The following is a 23,948-nucleotide window of genomic DNA, read 5'->3' as shown; positions in this document are numbered from 1 at the left end:
AAATTTAATAAAAAAATACTATAATAATGCAATTAGTTTATCAGAAAAAGGAAAACGATATGAATAGATTGTTCAAAGTTACGCTTGGACTGCTTGTAATGTTTCAATTCGGGCTTGCCGATCTTACTCAAAATCAAAAAGTAAGAACAGCGCTTAATATACTTGATAGCTTTGGAAGAGGAAACAAAAGCTACAACTTAAAAGATATTAAAGCAATCGCGATCATTCCAAACATGACAAAAGGTGGAGTTATCATAACCGGTCATAGCGGAAGCGGAATTTTTGTCGCAAGAAACGATGATAACGAGTGGAGCAGCCCTGTATTTATCGATTACAGAGGTGCAGGTGTTGGCGTGCAGGCAGGCTATCAGTCAAGCGATTTAATTTTGCTTTTTAAATCAAGTAGATCATATGACGGATTGGTAAACGGTAAAGGCTCAATTGATGTAAGTGCAGATGCTTCATTTTTTAAATCGGGTGTTAAAACAGGCGTTATGACGGATTTGCCTGAAATTTCGGCTTGGGCTACTACTCCTGCCGATAATTCGGGGCTTTTTGTAGGCGTTAGCATGAACGTTTCAAACATCGTAGTAAATAATCAAGATACAAATGACTACTACGAGAGAATCTACAATATCGAAGACATATACAACAACTCTCCAAAAGAGAGCAGATACACTCAAAAGCTAAAAGAAGTTATACTAAAATATTTTGATTAAAATTTAGAAGATATGGTTTAGTCTTTGGCTAAACCATATAAAGAGAAACGAATCTTTTTTTATTGATCGGAGAAAATTGAGTCATATATTCAAAGGCCTCTTCGTAATCGCCGTCGGTATATTTTGCAACCTCTTCGATTAGTTCAAAAAGCTCTTCATCATCCATTGACTCAAAACTGCCTCTATTTTCCAAAACTTCCAGCAACACGGCGTCTAGCTCAAGCTCATCGTACGTCATAATCCACCTTTTAAAAGTTTTTGCGGAATTATGCCAAAAGAAACTTTAAATTCGCTTATTTTAATAATTCTTAAAATTCGCAAAATATTTCCCGGTCGCTCTTAATTTTATAACCAAATCAGCTTATCTTAACTATAATATAAATTATGATAGCGATTATAAATTCTGCAAATAAAATTCAAAATTTCAAACCTAGAAAGTAATGCAATGCAAAATTTTGATAAATTCTATTCAAAATTTTCAGCTTTCTTAAAAGACTTTAACTATAAAAATTCTATCCAAAAAGAAAGAATCCTAAAGATACTTTATGTAAGTGATGAGCACTTAAGCGCAGCCGATATACAGGCTATTTTTAAACATGAATTTGAAGAGAGTATAAGCCTTACGGCAATTTATCAATTTTTAAATTTTCTTAAGGAGATAGCTCTTGCCATCAGCTTTGAAGAAGGCGGAGTTAAGAAATTTGAGCTAAATTTAAAATCGCATCACGATCATATAATATGCATAAAATGCGGTAAAGTGGCTAGCTTTTACGATGAAACGATAGAGCGAAGACAAGATGAAATTTGCAAAGAGAGAGAATTTAAAAACGAAGGACACACAATGATACTTTATGGAGTTTGCGCACAATGTCAAATTTAGTTATAAAGTCCAAAATAAACGGACGCGTGAGGCTAAAATCAAAAGAATTTAGCCCGGCCAATATAGACAAGATAGAAAAAATATTACAAAATAAAGTCAAAAATTTAAGGCTCAATCCTTACTGCCACTCGCTTATAGTGCATTTTGACGAGAGCAAGATAAATTTAGATGAAATTTTTAAAAATTTAAAAAGAGCCATTCCGAATTTAGTCCCGGATCAAAATTTAGCAGACAAACCAAGCTTAAAAGATAAAAGCAAAAAGATTTCAAAAATCGCTTCAAAAGCCTGCTTACCTTGCAGCGTGGATACTAAACCCAACTGGAAAATCAAACTTCTAAATTTTTCAGCCCTTACTCTGATAGCAGGAGCTATTTTCGTTAAAGAGCATATCATGCTAACTCCGATCGGCGTTATCTCTAAACTTGCTCTTGGCGCATTTAGTCTCTATCTTTCCGTCCCGCTTTTAAAAGAGGGCTTAAGTGAGCTAAAAGAGAAGAAAATCAGCCTTCAAAGCTTCATCGCATTTGCGCTTATTATCGCGATTTTAGGCGGAGAAGTAACGGCTGCATTTGAGATCATCTACATACTTAGAGGAAGTATGCTCTTTGAAGAATACACGGCGAACAAATCTCGCAGAGAGATTGAAAATTTAATAAGCTTAGATGCCAAAAAAGCGTATGTGCTGCAAGGGGATTTGGAAGTGGAAATTCCGCTTGAAGAGGTAAAAGAAACAGACATCATAGTATGTAGAAGCGGAGAGAAGATCGTAGCCGACGGAGTTATCGTAAACGGAAGTGCAGAGATAAACGAAGCCATCATAAACGGTCGAAGCGAGAGCGTTTATAAACAAAAACACGATAGCGTCTTTGCAAATACGCTCGTTGAAAAGGGCAGAATATACATCAAAGTAAGCGCAACGGGCAGTGAAACGTATATTTCAAGAGTGATTAGCGAAGTGCAAAAAAGCCTTGCAAACAAAAGCCAGAGCGAACTAAGCGCCGATAAGCTGGCTAGCCGCGTTCTAAAGCTGGGCTCGGCTTTAAGCGTTGGGACGTTTTTTGCGACGGGTTCGTTTTTAAGAGCTTTTAGCGTGATGATCGTGATGAGCTGTCCTTGCTCTACGGTGCTTGCAGCAAGCTCGGCAATAAGCGCCGGCATCGCAAGAGCCGCAAAAGACGGAATCCTCATAAAAGGCGGAGAATTTTTAGAAAATATCAGCCAAAGCGATGTGTTTTGCTTTGATAAAACGGGTACTTTAACTACAAGCAAGCCGGTATTGGTGCATTTTGAGCTTAAAAAAGGCATTAGCAAGGAGGAGTTTTTCAAAATCGCGGCAAGCTGCGAATACCACAACACCCACCCGCTTGCAGTCTCAATCCTTGAATATACAAAATCACTTGGCATAAACGTAAATTCAAAATTTAAAAGCGAAATTTTACCCGGTCTCGGCGTAAAAGCGACATTTAAAAACAGCGAGTATCTGCTTGGAAATTTAAATCTGCTAAAACATCACGGAATAAAAAGAGTAAATTTTAAAGTTGATGAATTTAAAAACAATGCAAATACTATCGTATATCTCGCAAAAGACGGCGTTGTGCTAGGATTTATGGCGTATGAACACGAGATAAGAGAAGGAAGCGTAGAAGCGGTGCAGGCTTTAAAAAACAGAGGCGTAAAAAAGGTCGTTTTACTAACGGGAGATGACGAGAAAGTAGCGACCGCATTTGCAAAGAAATTTAAATTTGACGAGGTATATCACTCGCTAATGCCTGATGATAAGGCTAAGATCGTGGAGGATTTAAAAGCCCACGGCAAAGTCGTGATGATAGGAGACGGCGTAAACGATACGCTTGCTATGAGCAAAGCGGATGTGGGCGTATCCTTTGCCAGCGGAGGAAGTGAAGCCGCGATAGAAATTTCAAATATAGCCATAACAAACTCAAGACCTATGGATATAATCAGGCTTTATGATCTAAGCAAATTCGCACTTAAAGTAGTAAATCAAAACTACCAAATCGGCACAAGTACAAATATGCTAGGAGCCGCTCTTGGAGCTCTTGGAGTGCTAAACCCTGCCGGAGCGGGTCTGGTGCATATCGCTCATACAGCAGGGATCATAGCAAATTCAAGCAGAATAGGCATAAAAAGTTGATAACGATATGCAAAAAACTTTAAGTTAAGCTTAAGTTAAGAAGTGGATAATAACGACAAATAAAGTAAATTTCAAAGGAAAACATTGACCGCAACGCCAAATTTAGTAGCCACGGATATGATTTTAAAGATAGCTTCGTATTTTACGCCGATTCACCACACTGCAGGACGCTTAAGAGTGCGTGTTAGCAGCAAGATAAAAGACGAAGCGCAAAATTTAGATATAAGCAAAATAGACGAGATGATAAACAGTATAGACGGCATAAAAAGCGTCAAATTTAATAAACTTATAGGCTCGGTAACCATAGAATACGATAAAGAAGTATTTGAAAAAGAAATTTGGGACGATCTGCTTGCGGGTAGAAACATGGATCAAATTTCAATCAGGATAAACGAACTTGCAAGGAATATATATGCAAAATGAGAATTTTGATGAAATTTTAGTTACGGCGTGCGCGCTTGAGTCAAGAGGCGTAAAGCTGTATGAGAATTTGCAAAAGCAAGATGATGTCTTTGCTCAAATTTTAGCGGTTAGAAAAAGCGGTCTAACGCTTTTAGAGCAAAGCTGCGGAAGCGTTAGTTATAAGGAGCAGGAATGCTTTTTTGCGCCGTCAAACAACATTCAAAGTTCGCTTATAAAAACACTTAATTACGAGATAGAATTAAATGCCGCATATGAAAATTTAACTCAAAATTGCAATGATGAGGGCTTAAGAGATATATTGTTTAGACTTTGGGCCACTTCTCATAACGAATACATACCTGCTCTTAAAGCAAAGCTATGTACCGAGCTAAATACCCAAAATGGCTACGCATCAAATTTTAACAAGCAAGAGTATAAAGAGTATAAAAAAGATGATTGCGATGATGATAAAGATGAGTATAAAAAGCATGAATACAGCGATAAATTCGGCTTTGGCGGATTTAACGAGAACTCATTTAAAGAGATGAGTAAAATTTTAGAAAAAGTAGCCTCAGGCAGAGGATCGCAAGAGGATATTGCGGCACTTTTAAACAGTCCTCATATATCATTTTTCGGTGGGCTTGCGCTTGGTGGGCTTGCGGGGGTATTTTTAAACAACATGATAAAACAAGAAGGCAAAGAAGATGATAAACAAAACCAACAATAAAGGATTCAACATGGCACTACCATTTATAGCAGGAGTTGTGGCAGGCGGACTTGTCGTAGCGGCATTTAACAACAGAAAAAAAGTAAAATCGGCACTTGAGTGCGGACTTGAAAAAGGTAAAAACGTAGCAAACGAAGTAAAGGAATTTACTACAGAGAAATTTGAAAAAATTTCAAAAGACATCAAAAAAGAGGTCAAAAAAGGCAGAAAAAAAGCTGAAGCCAAAGTAGAAAAAACCCAAGAAAAAGCTCCGGCAGCAAAGAAAAAAAGAGCGCCAAGAGCTAAAAAACCGGCTGCTCCTAAAGTAGATACAACACCGGTGGCAGGCGCTGAATAATGAACCCGCTAACTTCAACAACAAGGCTTCCTATCGATCATATGATAAGCGGAGCCTTAATCGCAGGCATAACGGTGGGCGGACTAAGCTACAACGAATACAAAAAAGGCAACATAAGCTGCAAAGAAGCGACTAAAAAAACTCTAAAGCTAGGCTTGCAAGGAGGCATAGCCGCAGCTTGTGCGATCAGCGCTTCAAATAAACTCGTAAGAAGAAACTATATAGGTGCGGCGCTTACTACGGCAATCGGCGTAGGGACTATAGTATTAACAGAAAAATTAATAAATCCAGAGGAACAAATATGAACAACCCTTATATAAATTCAACTCAAACCGTAAATAAGCTAAACGATGACGGAAGCACTACTACCACGACAACAACCGTAAGAACTACGGGCATGCCAAGTGCTTTTGACAAGAGCGTAAATGGCGCATTAAAAGATTTCGTTCCTGAGAATTTTAACGCCGCTCACTTCATCAAAGGCGCTTTAATAGGCGGTGCGGTAGCTTACGTATTATCAAATGAAAAAGCTCAACAAGCGATATTCTCGGCTATCGTAAAGGGATCAAATTTGCTTCAAGCCGGATTTGAGGAGCTAAAAGAACGATTTGAAGACGTAAAGGCTGAAATTGAGTCACAAAAATAAAATTCGCATAGCTCATCAAAGCAAAAACCGAGTTAGGTTTATCTGTGATGAGATCACTTCAAACTGCGATGAAAGTTTTTTAGAAGCTCAAATTTCGGAATTTAAATACGTAAAAAGCGTAAGGCTCAATAAAAAAGCAAAGAGCATAATCGTAGAATTTTACTCAAATTTAGATGATATAACTAAATTTTTAGAAAATTTAAAGATCAAAAACCTAACCAAAACAAAAGAAGAGCCAAGCAAGGCAGAGATCTATAAAGCGGCTTTATCTATGGCGCTTAATCCGCTTTTGCCCGATCATAAATTTAAAGGATTAGCTACGCTTTACGCATCGGCTCCGCTTTTTAGCGAAGGTATTAAGGAGCTTTTTAGCGAAGGTGTCACATCAAAAGTACTTGAATCAATGGCTGTTGGAGTAAGTCTTGCAAGGCGTGATTTCTTGGCGGCAAACAGTACAAATTTGATGCTTGCGCTTGGTGAATACATGGAAGAAAGCGCGGTTCACAGAAGCGATGATCTGGTAAAAGAGCTTGCAAAGCCAAATATCGAAGAAGTCTGGGTAGAGAAGATAGAAAAAGGCAAAAAAACCCTTACAAAAGTAGCCACCGAAAGCGTAAAGATAGGTGATATCGTAGTAGTGGGTGCAGGCGAAAGTATCGGCATAGACGGATATATAGTAGAAGGCTCGGCAAGCGTAAATCAAGTATCCATGACAGGTGAAGCCGAACCTGTAAAAAAAGAGCGCGGCGATCGTGTGATGAGCGGAACGGTAGTTGAGGATGGACGCATAAAAATTTGGGCGGAGGGAGTCGGTGAGGAGACTGCAACCGCTCGCATAAAGCAATACATCCAAAGCTCGCTTAATGAAAAATCAAGCGTCGGGCTAAAGGCTACTAAGCTTGCCGATAAGTTAGTGCCGGTAACCTTATCGCTTGCCGGTCTTTCTTATATCATGAGTAGCGACATGACTCGCGTCGCTTCGGTGCTTCAGGCTGATTACTCATGCGCTCTTAAGCTTGCAACTCCGGTTGCCTTTAAGTCAAGCATATCAAAGGCGGGTCGCAACGGAGTTCTCATAAAAGGAGCAAAGGCCATAGAGGCGCTTGCGGCTGCGGATACATTTGTATTTGACAAGACCGGTACGCTCACTTACGGAAGCTTGCAGGTAGTAGAAATTCACTCATTTAAAGAAAACGTAAGTAAAAGCGAGCTTTTAAATTTAACGGCAAGCGCAGAGGAGCACTACTTCCATCCCGTAGCAGAAGCCATCGTAAAAGCGGCTCGCGAGATAGGATTTCACCATATCCACCACGATGAGGTTGAATTTATCGTAGCTCACGGCGTTAAGACTTATGTAGGCGGCAAGGAAGTCGTGATAGGTAGTAGGCATTTTCTTGAAGATGATGAGAAAATTTGCTTTAAAGAGCATGAAAGCATCATAAGCAACGCCATTACCAACGGACTAACCCTTCTTTACGTAGGATACGATAAAGAGCTATTGGGTGTAATAGCCATGAAAGATACGATGAGAGAAAACGCCAAAGAAGCGCTTGAGGAGCTTAAAAAAATGGGCGTAAAAGAGCTCATAATGCTAACAGGCGATATCGAAAGTAAGGCTCATCAGGTAGCAAGCGAGCTTGGTATCGATAGGGTATTTGCCAACTGCTTGCCTACGGATAAGGCAAAGATCATAGAGCACCTTAAAAAAGAGGGCAAAAACGTAGCTTTCATAGGAGACGGCATAAACGATGCGCCGAGCCTTATGCGTGCAAATGTCGGTATAAGCATGCAAAAGGGTGCCGATATAGCAAAAGCCACGGCTGACATAAGCCTGCTAAAAGACGATATATACGCAGTTGTTACCGCAAAAGATATGGCAAATAAAACCATGCGACTTATAAATACGAATTTTAACGCCACGGTCGGCATCAATTCGCTTATATTAGCAGGCGCTACATTTGGGCTTTTAAACCCTATCGCAACTGCATTTTTACATAACGGCACCACGATAGGACTACTTGCAAATTCCATGAAAGGCGTAAAGCTTAAAAAGGGTGATTTATAAAATTTTAATCTTGGGACAGTTAATGGATAAATTTTTAAACGACATAAACGATAAATTGGATTTTTTAAACGGGTTTTTATATAGCTATTTTTTAGTTATTATTCTTATTTTTGCGGGAATTTACTTTAGCTACATCACTAGATTTGTTCAGTTTAGGATGTTTGTTGAGGCTCTTAAGGTGCTAGTTGAAAAGAAAGATAAATACAACAAATACCAAATTTCGCCGTTTCAAGCACTGATGATCTCAACCGCCTCAAGAGTAGGCATAGGCAACATCGCTGGAATTTCCGCAGCCATAGTCGCAGGCGGTCCGGGAGCGCTATTTTGGATGTTTATCATGGCGTTTTTAGGCTCGGCTTCTGCGTTTGCCGAAAGCACCCTAGCGCAAGTTTATAAGACTAAAGACAGGCTTGGGTTCAAGGGAGGTCCTGCGTATTACATCAAAAACGGACTTGGCATAAAGTGGCTTGGAAGCTTGTTTGCAGTTATCCTGATTATTACTTATGCTTACGGTTTTAACGGACTTCAGTCATACACGATGACTTCGGCTTTTGAAATTTATTATGATCAAAGCGGAAGCGGAGTTTCATTTCAGGACAGCCTTCTTCCGTTTGCCATCGGGATAATTTTAATGGCGTTTAGCTTCTTGCTGTTTTTCTCAAAAAGCCACGTCATAGGCAAGGTAAGCTCTTATGTAGTTCCTTTCATGGCTCTTACTTATGTAACGCTTGCTTTTATAGCCATCATCATGAATTTAGACGAAATTCCGCAAGTTATGAGGCTTATATTAGATAGCGCATTTGACTTTAAGGCGATTTTTGGCGGATTTGCAGGCAGCGTAATAGTTATCGGCATTAAGCGCGGTCTGTTTTCAAATGAAGCCGGTATGGGCTCAGCTCCAAATGCAGCCGCAGCGGCACACACAAGCCATCCGGTAAAGCAAGGGCTAGTGCAAGCTCTTTCGGTTTTTATCGATATGACTATCTGTATAGCTTCAGGGCTTATAGTATTATTTTCCAAGGCCTATCTTACAAAGCAACTAGCCGCAAACGGCGAGCCACTAACGGCGCTTCCGCTCATTCAAGCGGCTATGAGAGAGTATTACGGCGATATAGGGCTTCACTTTACCACGGTTGCGGTGGTGCTATTTGCGATCACTTCGCTTATAGGCAACTTCTACTACGCACAAGCGAATATGAAATTTTTAACCAAAGACAATAAACCCATGCTACTATTTAAAGCTACAGCGGTTATTATGGTATTTGTAGGCTCGCAGATGAATTTAAAAATAGCTTGGAATATAGCAGACGTTACCATGGCATTTATGGCCACCATAAACATCATAGCGATACTTCTGCTTTCAAAGGTCGTCATGAAGGTATTAAAAGACTATGAAAATCAACGCAAAGCAGGTGTAAATCCTGAATTTCACCCTGAAAGCCTCGGTATAGAAGGCACAACTTGCTGGAAAGGAAGATAATGATAAGCGGAGAGCTTTTAAATTTAAACACGCATAGAAAGGTTGCTAAAGTCGGCATGAGCGTAACTTTAGCGACAGTCTGTCTTACTTCATTTAACCTAAAAAGCAAAGCCGCTAAAAGACTTCATGTCGTTTCAGGATGGGCTTTTGTAGGCTTTTCTTTATATCATGCGGGACTTTATGATAACGGAATTTTTAAAAATATGATAATAAACGCGCAAAAGAAGCAAGCCGTAGAGAAAAGACTTGCCAAAACCGCAAAGACGAAAAAGATCAAAGATGATGATAAGCGAAGCTGAAATTTTAGACTACATCAACGAGGACTTGCCCTACTTTGATCTTACGACAAGCCTTCAAAATATATATAAAAACGCTGTTTTGGAGATAAAAACAAGAGAGGATATCATCGTAAGTTGCGTTGATATCTCGGCTAAGATCGCAAATTTACTAGGATGTGAGGCTAAAATTTGCGTGCCAAATTCCAAGCAGGCAAGAGAAGGTGAAACGATAATTAAAATTTCAGGAAGCTACAATGACGTGCATAAGGTTTGGAAACTAGCTCAAATTACGCTTGAATACGCTTGCAAAATTTCAACTTATACGAATTTGATGGTTAAAGAAGCAAGAAAAGTAAGCGACAAATGCCAAATTTTAACCACAAGAAAGACATTTCCATTTGCTAAAAAGCTCTGTTTAAAGGCGGTTTTAGAAGGAGGCGGAGGAGTTCATAGACTAAATTTAAGCGATAGTGTGCTGTTTTTTGATAATCACATCAAAGCATACGGTAGTTTTGATGATTTTTTAGCACACATTCCAAATTTTAAAGCCAAAACTCCCGAAAAAAAGGTCGCCGTGGAGTGTGAAAATCTTGAGAATTTCGCTAAGCTTTTAAAGGCCGGTGCAGACGTGATTCAGTGTGACAAAATGAATATAGATGAACTCAAAGAGGCTGTAAATTTAAAAAACAGAGCTAACCCAAATACTATCGTTATCGCAAGCGGCGGTATAAACGCTAAAAACATAGCTCTTTATGCGGCTACCGGGATTAATGCGGTTACAACCTCAGCCTTATATACACAAGGGATGGCTGATCTTACGGCTGTTTTAAGCGTGTTAGATTGATATTTTTGAAATTACTAAAAATAAACAGGTGCGATTTTATAAATTATAAAAGCATTTTAAATTGAGCCATTATCGCTTCTTGCACGCGGATCAGAGTAAAAACGGCGGTACGGCCAAGCGACAATACCGCCAAATTTCATCAAAGACTTATCTCTTTTATGTCTGCGATTTTTAAAAATTCCTTGTAAATTTGTCCGATTATCGCAATGCGATTCTTACGAATTTGCTCGCTATCAACGTTTATCATAACCTTATCAAAGAAGCCGTCAATCGCGCACTTTAATCCAAACAGACTTTGCAAGCGCTCTTTATAAGACTCGTCTTTGCTTATAGCCTCTTTAAATTTCGCTTGAAGCTCGCTTTCGGCATTGTTTTCAAACAAAGCTTCATTAACTAAGCCTATCTCTTCGTCTTTAATGATATTTGCAAGGCGTTTAAAGGTGCTGAAATTCTCTCTAAAATCACTCGCCGCACTAATTTCACTAAGCGCATTTATGGCTTCACACTGAGCTAATATATCCTTTTTCTCGCTTGCTAGACAAGCTTTGATGATTGAAGGATTAACGTCAAAAAATGTATAAAGCCTATCAAATATAAAATTTTCAAGCGTTTTTAGATCAAATTTAGCATAATTTGGCGCAAGCGAGCTAAGAATTTCGCTCACGTTAAATTTAAGTCCTTCATTTAGCACAATCCTTATAATGCCGTTTGCGGCGCGGCGCAAAGCGTATGGGTCTTTATTCCCGCTTGGAATTTTGCCTACGCTAAATAGCCCCATGAGCGTATCGATCTTTGCGCTTATCGCAACAACCGAACCAAATACACCGCTTGGACACCGGCTATTTTCACCACTTGGCAGATACTGCTCGGATATCGCCAAACTTACCGCCTCACTCTCACCCTTGGCCCTTGCGTAGTATCCGCCCATCACGCCTTGAAGCTCAGGGAATTCATAAACCATCTGCGTTGTCAAATCAGCCTTGCTAAGCATTACCGCTCTTTCAAGCAAAGCTTCATAATTCTCGCCCACCTCTTTCTTGAGTCTATCTGCATAAATTTTAGCTAGTTCATGAGCCGCCTTAAGCTCTCTTAATTCTTTATCGTAAGTGCTTCCAAGCTCTTTTAGATATGTTATGTTTTTAAGCTTTTCAGGGCTAAATTCAGCCGCCAAATCGCTTTGCCAAAAGAACATAGCATCGCTTAGTCTTGCGCGAAGCACTTTTTCGTTACCCTTTATAATAAGCGCATAATCATCACATATAGCGTTACTTACCACTACGAAATGATTGCTTAGTTTGCCATTTTTAAATACCGGGAAATAGCGTTGGTTTTCTTTCATGGAAGTAATGATAACCTCGCTTGGCACTTCTAAAAATTTTGCGTCAAACCCGCCAAGCAAAGAGGTCGGAAATTCCGTAATCGCCACAACCTCATCAAGCAAAGCCTCATCTATCTCTATGCTAAAGCCGCTTTCTTGCTCTATACTCTTAAACTGAGCGAGAATTTTCTGCCTGCGAGCTTCTTGATCTAAAATAACGCCTATCTTATCCATGCTATCAAAGTATTCGCGAGCGTTTTTTACACTAAATTTCTCATAGCTAACGCTCCTGTGCTGATAGATGCTATTTGATGACGCCACGTCAAATTTATTAAACTCAACAACTTCACCGTCAAGCAGACAAAGAAACGATCTAATCGGACGGATAAACTCGAATTTGCCCTCTCCCCAGCGCATTGATTTGCCAAAATTTAGGCTTAGCAAAAATTTCTCTATCATATCGCCAAGTAGCTCTTTACTAGGTCTTCCTTCAACCGGCTTTTTATGATACAAAACTTCTTTACCGTTTATCATCTCAAATTTCAGCTCACCAATACCTATACCGCACTTTTTAGCAAAGCTAAGCGCAGCAGGCGTAAATTCGCCATCTTTCATCGCAACTTGCTTTGGAGCGCCTATAAATTCGGCAAATCCGTCAGGCTGCTTAATCGCAAATTCAGGATGATAAAAGACAATCCTTCTAGGTGTGTAATAAAACTCGCACTCGCTTTTTAGGCTATTTTCAGCCAGCACCTCTTGCCATTTGGTCTTGATATTTCCCGCCTCTTTCAAAAACGGAATCGCCGGCAACTCTTCAACGCCGATTTCAATTAAAAGCTCTTTTTTCATAACTCACTCTCTTTAAATTTCATCTTTTTTATTAAGTTTTCTTTTTTCATTTTTATCTCTCATCTGCACGACAAATCCGCGCACCAAAAACACCATAAAAAGCACAAAAGCAACCAGTATCAAGCTATCAAGCAACGCCATCACTCGACCACCAACTGAATTTCGCCTTTATAAACCCCCACGCGCACGGCTTTAAATTCCGCATTTTTTGTATCAGCCAATTTGCCTTTAGGATTATAAACCCTAACGCTTCCGTAAGGCGTGATGAGTCTGCCTTTTTTTATCTCGCCCGAAATACTTGCTATCACATCTCCGGCTCTGGCCTCATTTAGCCTGCTAGCGCTTAGCATTTGCGTTTTGACATCGGCAAGCTTATCGTGTATTTTAACCACTCTCATGGAATTTACTTCAAGAGCGCCTTTAAATTCGCCGATACTATTTACGACCACGTCCATTACGCTTCCGAGCAAATAGCTATTATCAGGGTCATATACGTAAATTCCGCGTCCGTTTTGCGATATGATAAAGCCTTTTTTATCCTTGTATATGACGCAAACTTTTTCAAGCTCATAAGGTGCTTTGCTTGGGTTGTTAAAAAGAGTGTCGATACTTGCTTTAGTAAATTCATTTGCCTTTTTGCCAATGCTAATTTTAAATCTAAGCGGAAAATGATCGGAATTTAGTCCTGCAATCTTTTCGCCGAATTTTGGCTTTGAATTGGCGAAATTTAGAGGTTTTACGACTTCAAAACTGCCATAAACATACTCTATGCCTCTTTTATCAAACATACTTTTTGACATCACGACGTGATCAATCGGGCTTAAATTTATATGCGAATATCTTTCATCTTTTGGCAAAAACTCCCACAAATCGCTCATCTGCCTGCTAATCAGTATATCGTTTAGCAAAGATTTTTCTCCGTATGGAGTGTTAAAATCACCCAGCAAAATAGCGTTTTTATCCTCTTGTATAGCGTTTTTGAGCGTTCTAAAGGCTGCTTGTCTGCTTTTAAGCGAGTTTTTTTGCGCAGGCATATGATTTACATATACGCTAAAAACCTCGCCGTCAAGCTCAAAATCAACCATTACGATATCTCTTGTTTTTACGTTTGGCACTTTGAAAATTTGAGTTTTAAGCGGCTTTATTTTTGACAAAAGCCCAAGCCCTATAGGCGCTCTTTTATCCTTTGAAAAGGCAAAATACTTATACCCCGTATGCCTCATAAGCTCTTTTAAAATTTCTTCATTTTCTATCTCTTGAAGCGCTATTATATCGGCATCAAGTCTTTTTATATCCTCTTTGATACGGTCAAATTTGGCGTTTGCCTCTTTTAAATTCCATGCCGATTTACCGATTACGAAGTCTTTATACTCGCTTCCGTCGTTTTTAGCGTCAAAGAGATTTTCAACGTTATAAGTCGCTATGCTAAGCTCACTAGCCAAAGCAAAAGCGGCGGCGACTAAAAAAAGTAAGAATTGTTTCAAATAGTGTTCCTTAAATCAAATTTATCGATATTTTGGCGTATTGCTTCGTATGTTATAATTCCTGCGCTCGTAGCCAAATTTAAACTTCTTCCGAGCTTCCCCATAGGAATAGTTATAGCGTTAGCGAAATTTCTTTGCATAAGCTGCATAGGAAGCCCCGTGCTCTCACCTCCAAAAAAGATAAAATCCCCTTCTTTAAATTTAACGTCAAAATAAAATCTATCCGTCTTTGTCGTAGCGTAAAAAAACCTATCTTCAAATTTTGCATTTGCGTGCAAAAACTCATCCAAGCTCTCCCAAACGCTAAGCTTTAAATCCTTCCAGTAATCAAGTCCCGCGCGTCTAACTGCTTTTTCGCTTAGATCAAACACGGTTGGCTTAATGATGTGCAAATTCAAATTCGCATTGACGCACATTCTGCCTATAGAGCCGGTGTTTTGAGGAATTTGCGGACTTACAAGAACGATGTTAAACATTAAAAGACTATGACCTTATTTTTATGCACGAAAAGTCTATCTTCCAAAGCAAGATCAAGTGCAGCCGAAAGCACGTTTTTCTCGCAGCTTCTGCCTGCTTTTTGCATCTGCTGCCAGCTCATTTCGTGATTTACGCTAATAACGTCTTGAGCGATTATCGGACCCTCATCAAGATCGTCATTTACAAAATGCGCCGTAGCGCCGATGATCTTAACTCCTCTTTCATAAGCTTGCTTATAAGGATTTGCGCCGATAAATGCGGGCAGGAACGAATGATGTATGTTGATAATTTGCTTTGGATAGCGCTTAACGAAATTCGGCGATAAAATTCTCATATATTTTGCTAAAACCGCATAATCAAATTTATACTTACCCATAGCCTCAAGCACCAATTTTTCGTGCTTATCGCGCTCTATACCGTCTGCGTTGATATAGTGAAACGGGATATCAAATCTCCCTACAAGCTCTTTTAAATTCTCGCGATTTGCGATTACAGCAAGGATGTTTGCATTTAGCTCGCCGCTATCGAATTTTATAAGCAAATCGCCGATACAATGCGCTTCCTTAGTCGCTAAGATAATGATATTTTTCTTAGTAGCCTCGATGCACTCTATGATAGCACCCTTTGGCAAAAACGCCTCAAGCGTGCCGACAAATTCGGCAGTCTTAACCTCGCCTGCAAGCGAAGCCCGCATGAAAAATCTATTGCTGTCATAATCGACAAATTCATTGTTCGTTTCGATATTAAGGTGGTATTTAAAGACCACATCGCAAATTCTATAAATCAAGCCCTTTTCGTCTTGACACTCAATTTTAAGTATGTATTTTTTCATCTAACCTCTTTTAAATAAGCTCTGATTTTAGCCAAATTGCGCTTTTATATCTATTAAATGGAGGTTTATTTTAAAAATTTAGCGAGCGAAATCTTTTAAAAATTTATCTATGGCTAGCCTTTGGCGCCTTAAAATTTCAGCCGCGATCCGCTCATTTTTAAAGCCCTCTTTTATAACTGCTGCAGAGTCTATTTTGGCATCAAATTTCTTATCATATACGCCAAATTTCTTAGCTCTTTTTACAAGACTGTCCGAATTTAGCCCTAACCACTCTTTAAGCGGCATTTTAAGAGAAATTTCCAAAAGCTCCTTATCGCTTACTCTGCGGCTAAAAAACAGCTGAGTAAAGCAAGCCTTAAAGCTATTTGGCAAATTTAGCTCCTTTAAAATTTGCTCTTTTAAACCAAACATACCTGCAAGCAGATACAAAAACTCTCGCTCATCTTTTTGAAATTTGATAGCGCTTGCTAGCTTTTTGATAAAATTATCAGCCTGATTGCGGCTTAAATTCAATCCAAAAAGAGCTTTAAAAAGCCCAAGCTTATATAGATATCTAGCTCCCACATCTTGAAATTTGGCTCTAAAAAGCTTCATTAGCTCGGCTGATATCCTATCCTTGCTAAGATCGTCTATGCTAAGCGTTTTCATTAGTTTTAACGTCTTTGGCACAACCATAAAATTTAGCCTAGCGCTAAACTGCACAGCCCTTAAAACCCTAAGACTATCTTCGCAAAATTTCTCATCATCGATATGCCTTAAAACACCCTTTTTAAGATCGCTCATCCCGCCGTTAAAGTCTAAAATTTCGCCGCTAAAGATGTTTATCATCATGGAGTTTATAGTAAAATCCCTGCGCTTTGAAGCCTGCTTTTCGTCATTACAGTAACTTACTTCAAACGCCTTATGACCATCGCCTACTTTACTTTCGGTGCGAGGCAAGGATAGATCAAAATTTTCAAATTTATAGACAAAGTAGCTTTTCCCAACTCCGCTTGCACCGTTTTCATTCATCAAAGCATCAAATTTGGCAGGTTCAATGTCATAAATTTCTATATCAAAGTCTGTTTTTTCGGGTTTAAATTTCGCTTTTAAACCGGTAGCTCTAAGCTCGCTAAGAAGTATATCGCGCACAACTCCGCCTACCAGATATGCGCGACTCGTGTGAGGCGAGAGTATATCTCGCACTCTATTTAGTTCATTTAGTTTGGAGATTTTCGAGCCTATTTTCGACATTTGCAAGCACAAATTCCAAAAATTTTAGCGTAAGTTCAAGTCTGTCTTCTAAATTTTCCCTACCGGTTGCGTTTAATCCTTCAAAAAGCACTAAAATTCGCTCTTTGAGATTGCGCAAAAATATCTCTTCGCCGTTTATCTCGCCGTTAATTTTACTCTCTTCTATGATTATAGGTTGCCTTGCAGGCTCTTTTGGCTCATGTTCTTTAGCGTTTTCAAGCTCTGCGGCAACCTCGTCGATAGCCATTTTTGCAATATCTTCAAGTTTCATATCTTAATCAGCCACCTTTTAAATTCATTTAACTCTTCGCTTGTCTTCATGTTTATAAAAAAATCCCGCATCTGCTCATTAACGCTCTTATCGCGCTTTCTAAGACCGCTAAGACGCTTGATGGCGTTTAGGGCGTCCTTATTATCAGGGCTTGCTTTAAGAATGTTTCTATAAACCAAAAGCGCGTCATCTTTAAGCCCCTGAGCCTCATATATCAAAGCTTCGGTTATCGTATTTTTCATCATGCGTCTATAAAATCAACTATGATTCCGCCCATTTCGCTTGTAGAGCAGACCTCTTTAGCGCCAAATTCGGCTATGTCTTTTGTCCTATAGCCCTCTGCAAGTGCTTTTTGCACGGCATTTTCTATATCTTTTGCCGCCTCTTCTTCGCCAAATGAATATCTAAGCAGCATTGCAGCGCTTAATATCGTAGCGATAGGATTTGCTATGCCCTGCCCCGCGATATCGGGAGCCGATCCGTGGATAGGCTCGTAAATGCCTACCTTGCCGCCTATGCTCGCACTTGGAAGCAACCCTATCGAGCCTACTACCATGCTTGCCTCATCGCTTAATATATCGCCGAATAAATTTTCAGTAAGTATCACGTCAAATTGGCGCGGGTTTCTTACCATCTGCATAGCCGCGTTATCCACATACATAAAATCAAGCTTCACCTCAGGATAGCTCTTAGCCACTTCGGCAACCGTTTCGCGCCAAAGCTGGCTGGTCTCAAGTACATTTGCCTTATCAACCATACAGACGTGTTTCTTGCGACTCATCGCCGCTTCAAAGGCAACCTTTGCTATGCGCTCAATTTCAGGCTTTGTATATATCATAGTGTTAAAAGCGCTATCATCTTTTTTCTCACGAGGCTGTCCGAAATAAATTCCTCCCGTTAGCTCGCGAACTACTATAAAATCCACATTTTGAAGCACGCTTGGCTTCAGGGTGCTGGCATCAACAAGCTCGTCAAATACAAATGCAGGACGCAAATTTGCGTAAGCACCAAGCTCTTTTCTAAGCTTTAAAAGTCCGCTTTCAGGGCGCAAATGGCGAGGCATATTATCCCATTTATCTCCGCCTATCGCTCCAAAAAGTACCGCATCGCTATTTAGCGCACCTTGCAGTGTAACATCGGGAAGCGGCTCTTTAAAAACATCAATCGCGGCTCCGCCCATTAAAAAAAACTCATAATTAAGCTCAAATCCGTGCTTTGCACTAACCACATCAAGAACCCTTACGGCCTCATCTACTATCTCAGGACCGATCCCGTCGCCTTTAATTACCGCAATATTATATCTCTTCATTATTTTCCTTGTAAATTTTTCTTCGCATATTCGATAAGTCCGCCGCTTTTTAAAAGCTCTTGCATAAATTCAGGTATCGGGCTGAATTTATACTCTTTTTTAGTACTTAAATTTACTATCACACCGCTATCAACGTCGATTTTAAGTTCATCTCCCTCGTTTATCTCGTCAGTCTCGCTTATCTCTAGTATCAAAAGACCCGTATTAAAGCTATTTCTATAAAAAATTCTCGCATAAGATTTTGCTACTATAGCTCCTATGCCTGCTGCCTTAAGAGCCAAAGGAGCATGCTCTCTACTGCTTCCGCAACCGAAATTTTCGCCCGCCACTATAATGTCGCCGCTTGAAATTTTAGAGCTAAATTTAGGATCGGCATCTTCCATTATGTGCTTTGCAAGTTCATTTTCGTCAGAGGTGTTTAGATAGCGTGCGGCGATGATGATATCGGTATCTATATTGTCGCCAAATTTCCAAACTTTACCTTGTTTCATATCAAACCTTATCGTTAAATTTTGTCTGATTTTAACAAAATAAAGCTAAATAATTCATCAAATATAATTAAGAATACCGAATAAAAGGGCTTTAAAAGCAATCTAAAAATCGCCTTTAAAGCCCTAAATAAGAAAGGATAAGCAAATTTATCTTTTTATGGAGCACTTGCCCATAAAATAGCATGCCGGACAAAATCCCGTAAGCCCTACGATGATAGGCACAAGCCCTATCAAAGCCCAATAGCTTTTAAAAAAATACCATATCAAAGCCATCAACAAAATTCCAAAAATCACTCTTATAGCTCTGCTTTTCGTGCTTAGCATTTTATGTCCTTTGTTTTAGTTTATTGGAATGATAGCTAAAAACAAATTTTTTATCTGTAACATTATCACTTAATTTTAATCCATAAAAAACATAAAGCGTATAAAGATAAATTTGCTTTAAAAACAAATTTAAAGAGTGCTATCAAGCAGATAAATTTTGCCTCTTTTTTGAGATATCGCTTTGCTTTTTTCCATCTCTTTTAATATCCTTGAAACGGCTTCACGCGCGCTTCCAAGGTGATTTGCAAGCTCTTCGTGAGTGATGGCTATTTCGCCGTTTTTAGAATTTTCCATTAAAAAATTTTTAACCCTACTTACAAGAGGCGCAAAGAGAGCTTGCTCCATAACGCTTATGGCAGCGGCAAACCTAGCAGAAATCAGACTAAGAGCATGATTTAGTACGCTTGCATAGCTGCTTTTAATATCCTTAAAAATTTGAATCGGTATAAGTATCGCCTCGACGTCTTCTTGTATACTAAGCGTTATCTCGGTATCAAAAGAACTCATGGTGCAAGATGAACAAATAACGCAATTATCGCCGCTTTCAAGCTTAAATATCGTTATCTCTTTGAGATTTTGAGAGGTTATAAACGCCCTTAAAACACCGCTTTTTACTATGATATATCCGCAGTTTTCATCTTTGCTATATATCAAAGTTCCCTTTTTCAGCCTCTTTGCAACTGCGCTTTCATAAATTTTCTTAGCGTCTGTGGGAGAAATTTCAAACCTGTTTATAAATTCATCATCTAAAATTTTCTTATCTTCTTTGCTTAGCATAATAATCCTTTGTGACAACGTCACTGAGAAATAGAGCCATTATAGGTAATATTGCATAAAAATAAATTAAAAGGATTTTTATGAGCGAATTTCAAAACAAAAGCGACGCAATGAGTAAGATAAAAAACTTTCCGATTATGTTTTTTGCCGTTATTATGGGGCTTGGAGGGTTAGGCCTTGCTTATGAGAAGTTAAATTTGGTCTTTAGTCTATCAAATTTCGTATTTGAAATTTTAAGATCTATAACGAGTTTTGTTTTTATACTTATCGCTACTATTTATCTCGTTAAATTTATAAAATTTAACGAGCAGGTTAGAGAGGAATTTGCCCATCCTATCAAGATAAATTTCTTTGCGGCATTTAGTATTTCACTATTTTTGTTATCTGCGATGTGGCGTGAATTTGATCTTTTGCATCAAATTTTATTTTATTTTGCACTTGCGATTCAAAGCTTTTTGACGCTTTACGTAGTTTCGTTTTGGATAAATAAAAACATGCTCATAACCCACTCAAATCCCGCTTGGTTCATCCCGATAGTCGGCAACCTCGTAGTAGTTATCGCAAGCAAAGAGTCTAGCTTGTTTTTGTGGTATTACTTTAGCGTGGGTATGTTTTTTTGGGTGGTTTTATTTACTATCGTTTTTTATCGCATTATATTTCACGATCAGCTCGCACAGAAATTTATCCCTACTCTTTTTATACTCATAGCTCCGCCTGCGGTGGGATTTTTAGGCTACTTGAAACTTACGGGCAATTTCGATACAACGACTCAAATTTTGTTAAATTTAACGCTGTTTTTCGTATTTCTGATACTTTTTATGTTTCGTAATTTCACAAAGCTAAAATTTTTCCTGTCATGGTGGGCATTTACCTTCCCTACCGCAGCTTCTAGTATGGCGTTTTTAAGAGCATACGAGCTAAGCGGCGAGCTGTTTTTTGCGATTTTAAGCGTGATTTTATTTATCTTGCTTGTCTTTTTCATATGCCTAGTAAGCTATTTTACGATAAGAGCGATTATCAAAAATGAAATTTGCGTGATCGAACAGCCCTAGATGCTAAGCATCCAAACGCCCACTATACACATCAAAGAAGCGGTTGCTATCTCAAGTGCGCGCAAGTGGTTTATAAGTAATTTTTTAAGCATGCTTCCGCCAAGAGCGTAGATGTTTAGGCAGATAAACTCGATGAAAACCAGCAGAAACAAAAGCAAATAAGCCTCTATACCAAAAGGATCGTTCGGGTTTAAAAACGGCGGTAAAATCGCAGCTAAAAATATCCATGCTTTCGGGTTTGATATGCTTACTATAAGTCCTTTAATAAATAGCTCTTTGTGGTTTTTATCGTTTTTCACGCTTTTAACGCTTAATTTACCGCGACTAAAAAAGAGCATAACGCCAAGATAGATGATATAAAGCGCACTGCAAAATTTTAAAATTCTAAACGCCGCTTCAAATTTAAGAAGCAAAGCTCCCGCGCCAAATATACAAATGGAGGCTATAAATCCGACCGAAAAGAGCTGTCCAAGCAACATAGCAAAAGAGCGCTTATATCCTATGCTCATGCTAAGCCCCAAGATAAAGGTCATATTTATGCCCGGCATTAAGCTTATAGGAAAAAATGTGGCGATAAAAAGAAGATAGTTCAAGCAAAATGCCTTAATTTAAAAAATTAATTTTGAATTTTAAAAGAAAAAGGATAAATTTAAGATAAAAATTTAATAGGCGACACCGAATTTGCCGCCTATTAAAACTTAATGAGTAAGGAAAAATTCTTGAATTTTCGCTTTATCGTTAGTTGTCGCAAGACCCAGCATAAGTAGAACGCGAGCCTTTTGAACGTTTAGATTATCGCTTGTTACGAATCCGTATTTAGTGTCATCAACTTCGCCGTTCATAGTAGTCTCGCCTGTGCCTACACGAGAGTCTCTAACCACGACTAAGCCGCCTTTTACCGCTTCACCTAGAGCCTCAAGAGCACTTGGGAATGGATTTCCGTTGCCCATACCGGCATTAATTATACCTTTTGCACCCATTTTAACTGCAGTATTTACAAAATCAGGATTGTCGTTTGAGTGGCTATAAATGATATCTACGCGCGGAAGTTCTTTTATCTTAGCGATATCAAAAGCGCTATTTACGGTATGCTTTCTAGCAGGGGTCATGTAGTATTTTACGTTTCCGTAAAAGACGGTTCCGATTCTACCCGTATTTGGCGACTTAAAGGTATCAACGCTTGTCGTATTCATCTTAGTAACCTCTCTGGCAGCGTGAATTTCGTCATTCATCACCACAACCACGCCTTTGCCTACGCTATCTTTGCTCATAGCTACATTTACGGCGTTAAACAAATTCAAAGGTCCGTCTGCGCTTAGCGATGTCGAGTTTCTCATAGCGCCAACCATAACTATAGGCTTATCGCTCTTAACGACTAAATTTAAAAAGTACGCAGTCTCTTCCATGGTATCGGTTCCGTGTGTGATAACCACGCCGTCTGCTTTACCGCTTGATAGCAGCTCGTTTACTCTGTTTGCAAGTTTTAGCCAAACTTCATTATTCATCTCTTGAGAGCCGATATTTGAAATTTGCTCTCCTTTGATCGTTGCGATCTTGTTGATATCAGGCACGGCAGCTATTAGTTTATCAACCGTTACGGTTCCTGAAGTATAGCTTGTATCAAGAGCTCCCGATCCGCTTCCCGCGATCGTTCCGCCTGTTGCTAAAATATAAATTGTAGGCTTTGCTAAAGCCATCGTAGCACTAAAAATCATCACGATAAACACCTTTAACGAAAAACGCATATTAAATCTCCTTTTAAGTTTAAGTTTCAAACCGACAAGATCTTGTATTTTGAAATTTCAGCTTGAATTATACACTTTAAACTATATAAAGTCAATTAATATTATTTTTTTATTATTTTTTAATTTTTCTACCAAATTCTCAAAAGAAACATATAAAGAGCCGTTGAAAAAACTATGCTCAAAAGCGCATTTTTAAATTTAAGATGAATTAATATAGCGCAAACAGTAGAAACTATCTCGCGTCCGCCAAAAGGAAATTCCTTAAAATTGGTATCCTTAAGGGCATAAAAAACCAAAATAACCATTATAAAAAGCCCCATATGTCGTTCAACGCTTAAAAGCCACTTGCTTGGCTTATCCTTTTTAAATATCCAAAACGGCGCAACTCTGGTTAAAAACGTCGCAACCGTAGCGGTTAGCACAACTAAAGACATAACAAGCGGGCTTGAGTTTAAATTTATGCCTGAAGTTAAGATATCGCTCATTTGACCCTATCTCCTATGACAATAACCGTAAATCCAATAAAAAGCGATAGTAAAAGCATATATGACGGAGGGAAAAATGCAGTTGCAAACACGCCCAGTCCAAGCGAAAAGAAAAGAAGCTTGTAGTTTTTATCATCCTTAAACATCTCGATAGCAAGGACTATAAAAAGCGCCGTTAGACAAAATTCAATCCCGCTATAATCAATCCTAATGCCCTTGCCGACTAAAATTCCAAGCAGAGTGCCGACCACCCAATAAGTTTGAGTAAGCAAATTTATAAGCGTATATGCCTTATCCTTTTCTTCTTGCGAATTTGTCTTAAGCGTCTTAAATATCGCAAAACTTTCATCGGTTAAGGCAAAGATGTTGTAGTATTTAAACTTAAGCCCCTTAAAGTCCTTCAAAAGGGCGAGCGAATAAAAAGTATGGCGCAAATTTATAACATAACTTGCGAGAAAAATTTCAACCAAACCCGTGCCAGCACTAAGCATCGAAAGCAAGGCAAATTGCCCTGCTCCGGCATATACTATCAAGCTTAAAGCCATAGTCATAAGAGGAGCTACGCCTATATTTTCCGCAAGCAATCCAAATGCTATACCAATCGGAATAAAACCGAGCATAACGGGAATTGTGATCTTAAAAATAGTATAAAAGCTCAATATTAGCCTTGCGATTTAAAATTTAAGGCGAATATTACTCAAATTTTATTAAATTTTATAGTCCTTTTGAACTCTCGCCAAAATATATTGCATCAAACACCCAAATTCCAA

General features: G+C 38.9%; 30 protein-coding genes. 13 read left to right on the top strand and 17 right to left on the bottom strand.

Annotated elements, in window-relative coordinates; translation table 11 throughout:
- The first annotated feature begins 59 nt into the window (after window positions 1-59).
- A complete protein-coding gene (locus tag CDOM16188_RS01785; RefSeq protein WP_169943091.1) occupies window positions 60-719 on the top strand; it encodes a lipid-binding SYLF domain-containing protein in 660 nt (219 codons plus the stop codon).
- A gap of 28 nt (window positions 720-747) precedes the next feature.
- Here the strand turns inward: CDOM16188_RS01785 and CDOM16188_RS01780 are convergent, their stop codons facing one another.
- The gene (locus CDOM16188_RS01780) at window positions 748-957 is read right to left on the bottom strand and encodes a hypothetical protein (RefSeq protein WP_169943090.1); all 210 of its coding nucleotides are present in this window, start codon (window positions 955-957) and stop codon (window positions 748-750) included.
- 207 nt (window positions 958-1,164) lie between these two features.
- Between CDOM16188_RS01780 and CDOM16188_RS01775 the strand changes: the two genes are divergently transcribed.
- The 11 genes from CDOM16188_RS01775 to modD all read left to right on the top strand — a co-directional run bounded on the left by CDOM16188_RS01775 (window position 1,165) and on the right by modD (window position 10,531).
- Entirely contained in the window at window positions 1,165-1,599 is a 435-nt protein-coding gene (locus CDOM16188_RS01775; RefSeq protein ID WP_172197819.1) for a Fur family transcriptional regulator, read from the top strand.
- Window positions 1,587-3,752 (top strand): cation-translocating P-type ATPase, encoded by a 2,166-nt coding sequence (locus tag CDOM16188_RS01770; protein WP_172197816.1) that lies wholly within the window; start codon window positions 1,587-1,589, stop codon window positions 3,750-3,752. Before CDOM16188_RS01775 ends, CDOM16188_RS01770 begins: the two co-directional genes overlap by 13 nt.
- Window positions 3,753-3,836: 84 nt before the next feature.
- On the top strand, window positions 3,837-4,175 hold the full coding sequence (locus tag CDOM16188_RS01765) for an HMA2 domain-containing protein (RefSeq protein ID WP_172197813.1): 339 nt from the start codon (window positions 3,837-3,839) through the stop codon (window positions 4,173-4,175).
- Window positions 4,165-4,881: an aminotransferase gene (locus CDOM16188_RS01760; RefSeq protein ID WP_172197810.1), complete on the top strand. Its 717-nt coding sequence runs from the start codon at window positions 4,165-4,167 to the stop codon at window positions 4,879-4,881. The genes CDOM16188_RS01765 and CDOM16188_RS01760 overlap by 11 nt, the downstream gene beginning before the upstream one ends.
- Window positions 4,882-4,891: 10 nt before the next feature.
- A complete protein-coding gene (locus CDOM16188_RS01755; protein WP_172197807.1) occupies window positions 4,892-5,218 on the top strand; it encodes a hypothetical protein in 327 nt (108 codons plus the stop codon).
- Complete coding sequence (locus CDOM16188_RS01750) at window positions 5,218-5,523, top strand: Cys/Met metabolism pyridoxal-phosphate-dependent enzyme (RefSeq protein ID WP_249934728.1); 306 nt, start codon at window positions 5,218-5,220, stop codon at window positions 5,521-5,523. Before CDOM16188_RS01755 ends, CDOM16188_RS01750 begins: the two co-directional genes overlap by 1 nt.
- Window positions 5,520-5,864, top strand: coding sequence for a YtxH domain-containing protein (locus tag CDOM16188_RS01745; RefSeq protein ID WP_172197804.1), 345 nt, complete (start codon window positions 5,520-5,522; stop codon window positions 5,862-5,864). The genes CDOM16188_RS01750 and CDOM16188_RS01745 overlap by 4 nt, the downstream gene beginning before the upstream one ends.
- A complete protein-coding gene (locus CDOM16188_RS01740; RefSeq protein WP_172197801.1) occupies window positions 5,848-7,929 on the top strand; it encodes a heavy metal translocating P-type ATPase in 2,082 nt (693 codons plus the stop codon). Before CDOM16188_RS01745 ends, CDOM16188_RS01740 begins: the two co-directional genes overlap by 17 nt.
- A 22-nt stretch (window positions 7,930-7,951) precedes the next feature.
- On the top strand, window positions 7,952-9,409 hold the full coding sequence (locus tag CDOM16188_RS01735; RefSeq protein ID WP_172197798.1) for a sodium:alanine symporter family protein: 1,458 nt from the start codon (window positions 7,952-7,954) through the stop codon (window positions 9,407-9,409).
- Entirely contained in the window at window positions 9,409-9,708 is a 300-nt protein-coding gene (locus tag CDOM16188_RS01730) for a helicase (protein WP_172197795.1), read from the top strand. The genes CDOM16188_RS01735 and CDOM16188_RS01730 overlap by 1 nt, the downstream gene beginning before the upstream one ends.
- Window positions 9,689-10,531: a ModD protein gene (gene modD / locus CDOM16188_RS01725; RefSeq protein WP_172197792.1), complete on the top strand. Its 843-nt coding sequence runs from the start codon at window positions 9,689-9,691 to the stop codon at window positions 10,529-10,531. Before CDOM16188_RS01730 ends, modD begins: the two co-directional genes overlap by 20 nt.
- A 139-nt stretch (window positions 10,532-10,670) precedes the next feature.
- On the opposite strand, the gene glyS is transcribed toward modD, so the two are convergent.
- The 12 genes from glyS to CDOM16188_RS01670 form a co-directional block, all read right to left on the bottom strand.
- Window positions 10,671-12,698: a glycine--tRNA ligase subunit beta gene (gene glyS, locus CDOM16188_RS01720; protein ID WP_172197789.1), complete on the bottom strand. Its 2,028-nt coding sequence runs from the start codon at window positions 12,696-12,698 to the stop codon at window positions 10,671-10,673.
- Window positions 12,699-12,710: 12 nt separating this feature from the next.
- Window positions 12,711-12,842, bottom strand: coding sequence for a hypothetical protein (locus CDOM16188_RS11405; protein ID WP_301538597.1), 132 nt, complete (start codon window positions 12,840-12,842; stop codon window positions 12,711-12,713).
- The gene (locus CDOM16188_RS01715) at window positions 12,839-14,182 is read right to left on the bottom strand and encodes an endonuclease/exonuclease/phosphatase family protein (protein ID WP_172197786.1); all 1,344 of its coding nucleotides are present in this window, start codon (window positions 14,180-14,182) and stop codon (window positions 12,839-12,841) included. The genes CDOM16188_RS11405 and CDOM16188_RS01715 overlap by 4 nt, the downstream gene beginning before the upstream one ends.
- On the bottom strand, window positions 14,179-14,658 hold the full coding sequence (locus CDOM16188_RS01710) for a tRNA (cytidine(34)-2'-O)-methyltransferase (protein WP_172197783.1): 480 nt from the start codon (window positions 14,656-14,658) through the stop codon (window positions 14,179-14,181). Before CDOM16188_RS01710 ends, CDOM16188_RS01715 begins: the two co-directional genes overlap by 4 nt.
- Window positions 14,658-15,491 (bottom strand): formyltetrahydrofolate deformylase, encoded by an 834-nt coding sequence (gene purU / locus CDOM16188_RS01705; protein ID WP_172197780.1) that lies wholly within the window; start codon window positions 15,489-15,491, stop codon window positions 14,658-14,660. Before purU ends, CDOM16188_RS01710 begins: the two co-directional genes overlap by 1 nt.
- Before the next feature lie 78 nt (window positions 15,492-15,569).
- Window positions 15,570-16,724: a CCA tRNA nucleotidyltransferase gene (locus tag CDOM16188_RS01700; RefSeq protein WP_172197777.1), complete on the bottom strand. Its 1,155-nt coding sequence runs from the start codon at window positions 16,722-16,724 to the stop codon at window positions 15,570-15,572.
- Window positions 16,687-16,995 carry a hypothetical protein gene (locus CDOM16188_RS01695; protein WP_172197774.1) on the bottom strand — a complete coding sequence of 103 codons (309 nt, stop codon included), beginning with the start codon at window positions 16,993-16,995 and terminating at the stop codon, window positions 16,687-16,689. The genes CDOM16188_RS01700 and CDOM16188_RS01695 overlap by 38 nt, the downstream gene beginning before the upstream one ends.
- The gene (locus CDOM16188_RS01690; RefSeq protein ID WP_172197772.1) at window positions 16,992-17,237 is read right to left on the bottom strand and encodes a hypothetical protein; all 246 of its coding nucleotides are present in this window, start codon (window positions 17,235-17,237) and stop codon (window positions 16,992-16,994) included. Before CDOM16188_RS01690 ends, CDOM16188_RS01695 begins: the two co-directional genes overlap by 4 nt.
- Window positions 17,237-18,304 (bottom strand): 3-isopropylmalate dehydrogenase, encoded by a 1,068-nt coding sequence (leuB, locus tag CDOM16188_RS01685; protein WP_172197769.1) that lies wholly within the window; start codon window positions 18,302-18,304, stop codon window positions 17,237-17,239. The genes CDOM16188_RS01690 and leuB overlap by 1 nt, the downstream gene beginning before the upstream one ends.
- Window positions 18,304-18,795, bottom strand: a complete 492-nt coding sequence (locus CDOM16188_RS01680) for a 3-isopropylmalate dehydratase small subunit (RefSeq protein ID WP_169943072.1) — start codon at window positions 18,793-18,795, stop codon at window positions 18,304-18,306. Before CDOM16188_RS01680 ends, leuB begins: the two co-directional genes overlap by 1 nt.
- A 147-nt stretch (window positions 18,796-18,942) precedes the next feature.
- Entirely contained in the window at window positions 18,943-19,119 is a 177-nt protein-coding gene (locus CDOM16188_RS01675; RefSeq protein ID WP_169943071.1) for a DUF2892 domain-containing protein, read from the bottom strand.
- Window positions 19,120-19,248: 129 nt separating this feature from the next.
- Window positions 19,249-19,896, bottom strand: a complete 648-nt coding sequence (locus CDOM16188_RS01670; protein ID WP_172197766.1) for a Crp/Fnr family transcriptional regulator — start codon at window positions 19,894-19,896, stop codon at window positions 19,249-19,251.
- Window positions 19,897-19,976: 80 nt separating this feature from the next.
- On the opposite strand from CDOM16188_RS01670, the gene CDOM16188_RS01665 reads away from it, so the two are divergent.
- Window positions 19,977-20,948 (top strand): SLAC1 anion channel family protein, encoded by a 972-nt coding sequence (locus CDOM16188_RS01665; protein WP_172197763.1) that lies wholly within the window; start codon window positions 19,977-19,979, stop codon window positions 20,946-20,948.
- On the opposite strand, the gene CDOM16188_RS01660 is transcribed toward CDOM16188_RS01665, so the two are convergent.
- The 4 genes from CDOM16188_RS01660 to CDOM16188_RS01645 form a co-directional block, all read right to left on the bottom strand.
- Complete coding sequence (locus CDOM16188_RS01660) at window positions 20,945-21,541, bottom strand: LysE family translocator (protein WP_172197760.1); 597 nt, start codon at window positions 21,539-21,541, stop codon at window positions 20,945-20,947. The genes CDOM16188_RS01665 and CDOM16188_RS01660 overlap by 4 nt on opposite strands.
- Before the next feature lie 105 nt (window positions 21,542-21,646).
- Window positions 21,647-22,693: a type II asparaginase gene (locus tag CDOM16188_RS01655; protein WP_172197757.1), complete on the bottom strand. Its 1,047-nt coding sequence runs from the start codon at window positions 22,691-22,693 to the stop codon at window positions 21,647-21,649.
- A gap of 128 nt (window positions 22,694-22,821) precedes the next feature.
- Complete coding sequence (locus CDOM16188_RS01650) at window positions 22,822-23,178, bottom strand: branched-chain amino acid transporter permease (RefSeq protein WP_172197754.1); 357 nt, start codon at window positions 23,176-23,178, stop codon at window positions 22,822-22,824.
- Complete coding sequence (locus CDOM16188_RS01645; RefSeq protein WP_172197751.1) at window positions 23,175-23,837, bottom strand: AzlC family ABC transporter permease; 663 nt, start codon at window positions 23,835-23,837, stop codon at window positions 23,175-23,177. Before CDOM16188_RS01645 ends, CDOM16188_RS01650 begins: the two co-directional genes overlap by 4 nt.
- Window positions 23,838-23,948 lie beyond the last annotated feature (111 nt).

The sequence above is a fragment of the Campylobacter sp. RM16188 genome (genome assembly GCF_012978795.1).
Taxonomy (GTDB): Bacteria; Campylobacterota; Campylobacteria; order Campylobacterales; family Campylobacteraceae; genus Campylobacter_A; species Campylobacter_A canis.
This window is presented reverse-complemented; position numbering and strand designations above follow the sequence as displayed.

Excerpts from the sequence above, each read along its gene's own strand:
- modD (WP_172197792.1), top strand. The coding sequence starts at position 9,689 with ATGATGATAAGCGAAGCTGAAATTTTAGACTACATCAACGAGGACTTG.
- CDOM16188_RS01780 (WP_169943090.1), bottom strand. The coding sequence starts at position 957 with ATGACGTACGATGAGCTTGAGCTAGACGCCGTGTTGCTGGAAGTTTTG.
- CDOM16188_RS01775 (WP_172197819.1), top strand. The coding sequence starts at position 1,165 with ATGCAAAATTTTGATAAATTCTATTCAAAATTTTCAGCTTTCTTAAAA.
- glyS (WP_172197789.1), bottom strand. The coding sequence starts at position 12,698 with ATGAAAAAAGAGCTTTTAATTGAAATCGGCGTTGAAGAGTTGCCGGCG.
- CDOM16188_RS01735 (WP_172197798.1), top strand. The coding sequence starts at position 7,952 with ATGGATAAATTTTTAAACGACATAAACGATAAATTGGATTTTTTAAAC.
- CDOM16188_RS01770 (WP_172197816.1), top strand. The coding sequence starts at position 1,587 with ATGTCAAATTTAGTTATAAAGTCCAAAATAAACGGACGCGTGAGGCTA.
- CDOM16188_RS01670 (WP_172197766.1), bottom strand. The coding sequence starts at position 19,896 with ATGCTAAGCAAAGAAGATAAGAAAATTTTAGATGATGAATTTATAAAC.
- CDOM16188_RS01650 (WP_172197754.1), bottom strand. The coding sequence starts at position 23,178 with ATGAGCGATATCTTAACTTCAGGCATAAATTTAAACTCAAGCCCGCTT.
- leuB (WP_172197769.1), bottom strand. The coding sequence starts at position 18,304 with ATGAAGAGATATAATATTGCGGTAATTAAAGGCGACGGGATCGGTCCT.
- CDOM16188_RS01690 (WP_172197772.1), bottom strand. The coding sequence starts at position 17,237 with ATGAAAAATACGATAACCGAAGCTTTGATATATGAGGCTCAGGGGCTT.
- CDOM16188_RS01700 (WP_172197777.1), bottom strand. The coding sequence starts at position 16,724 with ATGTCGAAAATAGGCTCGAAAATCTCCAAACTAAATGAACTAAATAGA.
- CDOM16188_RS01695 (WP_172197774.1), bottom strand. The coding sequence starts at position 16,995 with ATGAAACTTGAAGATATTGCAAAAATGGCTATCGACGAGGTTGCCGCA.
- CDOM16188_RS01665 (WP_172197763.1), top strand. The coding sequence starts at position 19,977 with ATGAGCGAATTTCAAAACAAAAGCGACGCAATGAGTAAGATAAAAAAC.
- CDOM16188_RS01785 (WP_169943091.1), top strand. The coding sequence starts at position 60 with ATGAATAGATTGTTCAAAGTTACGCTTGGACTGCTTGTAATGTTTCAA.
- CDOM16188_RS01675 (WP_169943071.1), bottom strand. The coding sequence starts at position 19,119 with ATGCTAAGCACGAAAAGCAGAGCTATAAGAGTGATTTTTGGAATTTTG.
- CDOM16188_RS01655 (WP_172197757.1), bottom strand. The coding sequence starts at position 22,693 with ATGCGTTTTTCGTTAAAGGTGTTTATCGTGATGATTTTTAGTGCTACG.
- CDOM16188_RS01710 (WP_172197783.1), bottom strand. The coding sequence starts at position 14,658 with ATGTTTAACATCGTTCTTGTAAGTCCGCAAATTCCTCAAAACACCGGC.
- CDOM16188_RS01755 (WP_172197807.1), top strand. The coding sequence starts at position 4,892 with ATGGCACTACCATTTATAGCAGGAGTTGTGGCAGGCGGACTTGTCGTA.
- CDOM16188_RS01680 (WP_169943072.1), bottom strand. The coding sequence starts at position 18,795 with ATGAAACAAGGTAAAGTTTGGAAATTTGGCGACAATATAGATACCGAT.
- CDOM16188_RS01745 (WP_172197804.1), top strand. The coding sequence starts at position 5,520 with ATGAACAACCCTTATATAAATTCAACTCAAACCGTAAATAAGCTAAAC.
- CDOM16188_RS01760 (WP_172197810.1), top strand. The coding sequence starts at position 4,165 with ATGCAAAATGAGAATTTTGATGAAATTTTAGTTACGGCGTGCGCGCTT.
- CDOM16188_RS01730 (WP_172197795.1), top strand. The coding sequence starts at position 9,409 with ATGATAAGCGGAGAGCTTTTAAATTTAAACACGCATAGAAAGGTTGCT.
- CDOM16188_RS01750 (WP_249934728.1), top strand. The coding sequence starts at position 5,218 with ATGAACCCGCTAACTTCAACAACAAGGCTTCCTATCGATCATATGATA.
- purU (WP_172197780.1), bottom strand. The coding sequence starts at position 15,491 with ATGAAAAAATACATACTTAAAATTGAGTGTCAAGACGAAAAGGGCTTG.